Here is a 6,006-nt window from a genome sequence, read left to right on the forward strand (position 1 = left end):
GCTTTCCCGTGCTGTTCAGCAATCTGCTTCACAACATCATCTTGTAAAACCGCGCCGCCTTGATTTAGCGGACTCCATGATTCTACATAAATATTATGTTTTTCACAGAAGTGTTTTAACTCCTTTTGCTGTAGATAAGGATGACATTCTACCTGATTCACAGTAGGGGCCACTTCACACTCGTCAAGCAGACGCTGCAAGTGCTCGATATTAAAATTACATAACCCAATCGCTTTCACGCGGCCATCATGGTATAGTTTTTCAAGTGCCTGATAAGTTTCGACATACTCATCATATTCAGGCATTGGCCAGTGAATTAAATAAAGATCAACGTAATCAAGTCCTAACCTCTCTAAGCTTGCATCAAATGCCTTTAAAGTATTTTCGTAGCCTTGATCGCTATTCCATACTTTTGTCGTGATAAACAGTTCTTTGCGTGGAATATTACTTTTTGCCAACGCTCTGCCGACACCAGCTTCATTTTCATATACCTTTGCAGTATCAATGGCACGATAACCGACTTCAAGTGCTTTCGTCACTGCCGCAGTTACCTCTTCATCCGGTACCTGCCACACGCCGAAGCCAAGCTGCGGCATCCGGAGACCGTTGTTTAATGTTATGTATTGCATGGGATCGCTTCCTTTCTTTCATTCTTATCATAATTTTACCACACGAAAGAACCGGATTCGAAATAGATTATTACATTCCGTTCAGCCAGATCTGATACTTTGACTTGCCTTCGTTTCCTCGTTTGATGGCCTGTTTTATTTCTTCGATTTCTTCCGGACTCCACAGTGACTCCATGATACTTGTTCACTTGTTTGGGATTGCGATTATCTCTTTTGTTATGTGCTAATTAATTATAAGTCTTTTCTTACATTTTACTAATAAAATACCGGGGGGGGAAGAATTACAAAAGCAACGCCCAATTTTAATATTTCCATATAAGACAATGTGCTACATCCCCTTAAAATCTGCTGATATATAAACAGTTTTTAAGGTAATAGATTCTATTTCGATTTTGCTGTTTCTGTTATTTGTTGGACTACTTGATTTAGCCATTGAAGTGGTTCTAACCCTAGATCTGGAAAATATATGCCGTCCGCACAACATTGAATGTATTCATTTTTTTCGGAAACTGAATGATTACTTTTCATGAAATCTGACAAAAAGGTAATTGCATGTTCTAGATACTCTTTACTTTCATCTATCAACAATTCCTGTAAGGCTTGTTCTGGAGACTCAATATCCTGATGAAAAGTTCCAGCCAAAAACTGAAAAATAGGTTCTTCCTGCTTATTAGAAGATAACATAGTAGCTCACCTCATCCATCGTAATATTTTTTTAATTTGGATAACCGGTTAGAACAAAATTCCCATTACTATCCTTCTTCAAAATAACTCTAGCATTTGTCATATTTTTAACCGTATCAGAACCTTTTTTTACTCCCCGTCCTATCACTTCTGTTCCCTGATAGGTCAATACTAAAGTTGACTTACTTTTTGGGTTTTCTAACCAAGATTGAACAACTTTCTTGTTGCTTGTATTGCTCAAAACATTATTAACAACTTTTTCAGCTGTAACTCTATCTTTAAAGGTAGATGAACCAGTAATTTTCGGATTTTTATTTATCCTCTCTAATAGTTCCTTATCCGTTTTTCCAACATGCCTTTCAATCAAATGTCCACCTTTTATTTCATGTGCAGCCAACCCTCCACCAGGTGCAAGATCACTTTTATCCCCCGGCTTAACTCTATCGACATTTTTATCAACCTTCCTAGCCCTATGCGCGCCCCGATACAAATCGTAACTCTTATCTACCAATTTAACCGGCTTCCCAAACAAAAACAAACCAGCAAGCATTTTCTCATCAACCGAAGCGTCCGTATCTATCATGGTCCCAATATCACCAAATGCAAAATTCAGACCAGCTGTAGTAATATGACCCATCGTATATGGATCTCCAGCCAAATCAGAATGACCTCCCATTACTTCTCGTTTATTCTCATAAGTTAACGGTTCTCTCGCATAATATTCTCTCTCCCCCTGCATTTCGGGGACATGCTGGGAATTGACTTCTACTGGCTCTACCTCATCCGCCATTACTTCTCCGCTACTTAATTGTTGCAAATACTGTTGTAATTGAATTTCTTCCCCAGGTGTCATCCTGTTTTGTTCCGCTAAGTCCTGAATAAACTTTTGCTCCTTTATATCCTTGGGCTTTACATTATTAGCATTTGCACCATGTTTCCGGTACGTTATCGGAAACAACATATTCGGATACATCATTGCGACATAAGGCCATGCATCTCGATTGAATTGATTCTGCTTTTGCAATGCTGTAAATTCAGCTGGTATATCTGTCTCAATCGAGTTGGCTAATCCTAATTGATCAGACATATTATCCTGCTCGTATGCTTTTACAGTTGCCTTTAACGCGGGGAGGCCTTCTAATGCCATCAAGTCTACATAATCATCAAAACGTCCTGATCCCTGTACGGTGCCTGCCCGCTCCATCGTTACCTGGATATGGTGCAATAATTCATCGATAGAATTATCCTGCTTTTTTTGCGTAAAGGCGTCTAAATCATCCTGCAAATCCACCAACGTTTCTACCGCTTCCCGGTAATAATCCGTTACGTTGGAAAAGTCGGGAGCTATTGCCGTACTGATATCCGACACACTTTCGATGGTCTCATTAATATTTTGTTTCTCATCCTGTAAATCCTCGTATGTATCGTTTATATCCTCCTTAGTATCCTCTAAATAATTCGACTTAATACGAGCATTCAACCTGCTGTCCACTTCGTTTCCAAACGTATCAATATGATCTTGCAATTGTTTATGTAAATCTTCAAATAGCTTGTGAAAGGCACTTAGCAACGTTACATGTACATCGGAAAAGTATTTTTTTGACTGCTTCGCTGCTTTCCCAGAAAAAGAATCCATATTCTGAATGGTTATTATACCCGTTTTCACCTTACCCAACGCCGTTTGAATGTTTCCTTTGTTTTGCATCACGTCGTCCGCGAAGTCTTCTATTTCCATCCGGTCCACTCTTTGTACCATGATTTCACCCTCCTCCCCTTTTTTTATTATTGTATATATTTTACTTTGGGATTGCTAGTAGGCCGGCATTTTAAATTAAAATGGAATTGTCATTTACCTTCTGATCACAGATTAATATGTATAATTATATCCCTTTTCATACATTTACTATATATTAGGGGGGGGTTCTAAAATAGAGCCACCCTAATAACCATGCCATTCACAGAAATGAGAGCAGTTCACTCATCTCCAACCCTTTCCTCCCGCATTTGCTCAATGAGTGCAAACAGATGCGTACCGGCAAAAAGAAAATAATGATCATAAAAGATTCGAAAATTTTAACTAGTGATTTATTATAATCACATATCTTTCTAATGAACTTCTGGTAATTTTTTTCTAAACACACCTTCAAATCTCGGAATAAACACAAGTGCAACACCCACGTTTATCATTGCACCAATGAATAAAGATGGCAAGACCGCGACATAAAACCCTACTCCGAAGAAAAGCAACATTGGCAGTGGGGCTATAAATCCATTGGTAATTATGAAAAACGATCCTGCGACGGCCTTTTTTCCCGATTGATAAAAAAGGCCAAAAAACCATACGATTACTGCCATCTCTGCCGCAACAACTACATGTAAAGGCCCCAGCGGCATACCGCCTAACAACGCTGTTAAAATATGACCAAGGCCTGCCACAACCGCTCCCGTTCTTTTCCCAATTAACACGGAAGCAAATAAAGCAGGGAAGACATCCAATGCAACACTACCAATAACTGCCGGAATTTTAATAGAGGCACCTATAACAGATAAAGCTATGAATAAAGCAAGTAAGCTCATTTTTTTGGCAGACAAATGAATCATCCCCTCCATCCGTTTCTTCTCTCAATCTAGTATATCACAGCCCCGGAACAACAAATAAACCGTTTCCAAGTTGAAGGAAACGGTTTTCTGCTCATTACTAAGTAATGGCTTCACTCAGTGGGGATAATATTTTCTATCTCGGTCCAATCAAATGTCCCTTCACGAATTTTCTTACGTCGATCTTCTGTCATAATATCCGTTGGACGATCCTCATTTGGCCAATATGCATCATGATTTTCCCAAATTTGGCGTTCCCGTGATAATGAAAATGCCGCAAGATCAGCAGCCTCTATTTACCAGGAACTGAATTATCTACTTCTGTATCAGCTCTCTTTCCCTTTAGCGCTTTAATAATCTTATATGAGCCAATAATCAGCATCGGAATTCCGTAAATGATTAACATCGCATATCCCAAAATCGTATACCCGATATCGACAAGTCCGCCGATTCCTACACTGGACAATATAGCCGACAGGAAAAGAGCAATGATCGCAATCAATCCATTCTTTCCTTTAGAAAGTTGCGGTTTGCCTACTTCTTCCAGGTTAAAGTTTACACGATCAATAAATGCGTGGATCAATCCTGTAGCTGTCTCTATTAATGTCCAACCCACAACAACACCAAAAGCGATCACGACCCACAGCCCATAGCCACTTAACATTTCAAGCCAAGGTACTTCTGCTGTGAAGACCTCTTCCGATGGATAAAATCCCATTAAAGAAAAATACGTTAAAAACCATGGAACGGTCATCAATACTCCGGCAATTAATCCGCCTAATAATGTTTGTTTCAGGGAATTTTGCCTTCTGACTGTAAATAAAGCTGCAGGATACACGGCAAGGTTATACCCGACATAAAGCATCCCTGTCCAAATGATCGTCCACATGGAAACTTCCCCGACAAAACTTGTGTCACCTGAAGCAAAAACTTCTTTAGCATCGCCCCATGTACCGGAAATCACCAAAATACCAAAAATAATATATCCGATAAAAAGTGCAGTCGTTCCAAATGTTTTAAAACGTTCAATTAATCTCGTACCATAAAAATTAAGAACACCAGCAAGTGCCGCAATAATAGCAACACCAACCCAATAATTTAATCCAAGCGTACTCTCTAAAATAGACCCTGTAGCAGCTACTACAATGGAAATCATTAAAATAGCCAGTAAGAAATAAATAATATCATACAAAAACCATAAAGGACCCAGAATTTGTTTAACGAGGCTACGGTAATCATAGGCTCTGAACAGGCGTGCCACTTCAAACATTAAAAAAGCCATGACAGCAAAACCAACTAAAATCGTTAAACCGGTTATCCAACCGATCGCCCCGAACTTTCCCCCAAAGGCGACAACTTCACGACCTGTTGCATACCCACCGCCGATTAACGTGGACTGAATAACGACACCGGGTAAAACATACCTGCCAAACGCTCCCTCAAAGAAACTTTGCTTTTTATGCTCGGCCAAATGAAACACTCCTCTCCTCATTGATATATTAAAGTCTATGAGGGAGGGCCACCGGTTATGATCTGCACTTTTTTTATTCATTTCAGATCCGTATTCGAAAACAAAAGCAGTTACCTTTCCAGCAAAGTAACTGCTTCAAGCCATCTATGATCCATAATACAAAAAACAATCCTTCGTATGATCATTCACCATCCCGACTGCTTGCATAAATGCATAGCAAATCGTTGGTCCAATAAACTTAAATCCGCGTTTCTTTAAATCTTTACTCAGTGCTTCCGATTCCAGTGTCATTGCCGGCACATCTGCATGTGTTTCCCAGTGATTCAATATCGGTTCCCCGCCGACAAATTGCCAAATATATTGATCAAAACTGCCAAATTCCCGCTGCACTTTTAAAAAAGCTTGCGCATTCGTAACAACGGAGCGGACTTTGAGCTTATTGCGAATAATCCCTTCATCTAAAAGCAGTGCTTGAATCTTATCCTCATTATAATTACTAACGATTTCGGGATCAAAATTATCAAACGCAGCACGATAATTTTCCCGTCGTTTTAAAATCGTAATCCAGCTTAGTCCTGCTTGGGCACCTTCTAAGGAAAGCATTTCAAATAATTTCCGATCTTC

The 6,006-nt window shown here is 39.5% G+C and carries 6 protein-coding genes; all 6 read right to left on the reverse strand.

All coding sequences use genetic code 11. The features are described 5' to 3' along the window. Positions 1-629, reverse strand: a 629-nt coding sequence (locus tag VK097_RS12550; RefSeq protein ID WP_324212152.1) for an aldo/keto reductase, incomplete at its 3' end; no start/stop codon positions are given. Positions 630-1,010: 381 nt separating this feature from the next. Continuing rightward, positions 1,011-1,313 carry a contact-dependent growth inhibition system immunity protein gene (locus VK097_RS12555; protein WP_324212153.1) on the reverse strand — a complete coding sequence of 101 codons (303 nt, stop codon included), beginning with the start codon at positions 1,311-1,313 and terminating at the stop codon, positions 1,011-1,013. 31 nt (positions 1,314-1,344) lie between these two features. Next, positions 1,345-3,069 (reverse strand): RNase A-like domain-containing protein, encoded by a 1,725-nt coding sequence (locus VK097_RS12560; protein ID WP_324212154.1) that lies wholly within the window; start codon positions 3,067-3,069, stop codon positions 1,345-1,347. A 350-nt stretch (positions 3,070-3,419) separates the two neighbouring features. Beyond that, positions 3,420-3,905, reverse strand: a complete 486-nt coding sequence (locus VK097_RS12565; RefSeq protein ID WP_324212155.1) for an ECF transporter S component — start codon at positions 3,903-3,905, stop codon at positions 3,420-3,422. 298 nt (positions 3,906-4,203) lie between these two features. Then, positions 4,204-5,382, reverse strand: a complete 1,179-nt coding sequence (locus tag VK097_RS12570) for a YkvI family membrane protein (protein WP_324212156.1) — start codon at positions 5,380-5,382, stop codon at positions 4,204-4,206. A gap of 144 nt (positions 5,383-5,526) precedes the next feature. Then, positions 5,527-6,006: DNA-3-methyladenine glycosylase I (locus VK097_RS12575; RefSeq protein ID WP_324212157.1), on the reverse strand; the 480-nt coding region annotated here is incomplete at its 5' end.

Source organism: Lentibacillus sp., assembly GCF_035301675.1.
GTDB lineage: Bacteria > Bacillota > Bacilli > Bacillales > Amphibacillaceae > Lentibacillus.

Bases quoted from the DNA above. Each gene is read 5' to 3' on its own strand.
- VK097_RS12555 (WP_324212153.1), bottom strand. From the start codon at position 1,313: ATGTTATCTTCTAATAAGCAGGAAGAACCTATTTTTCAGTTTTTGGCT.
- VK097_RS12560 (WP_324212154.1), bottom strand. From the start codon at position 3,069: ATGGTACAAAGAGTGGACCGGATGGAAATAGAAGACTTCGCGGACGAC.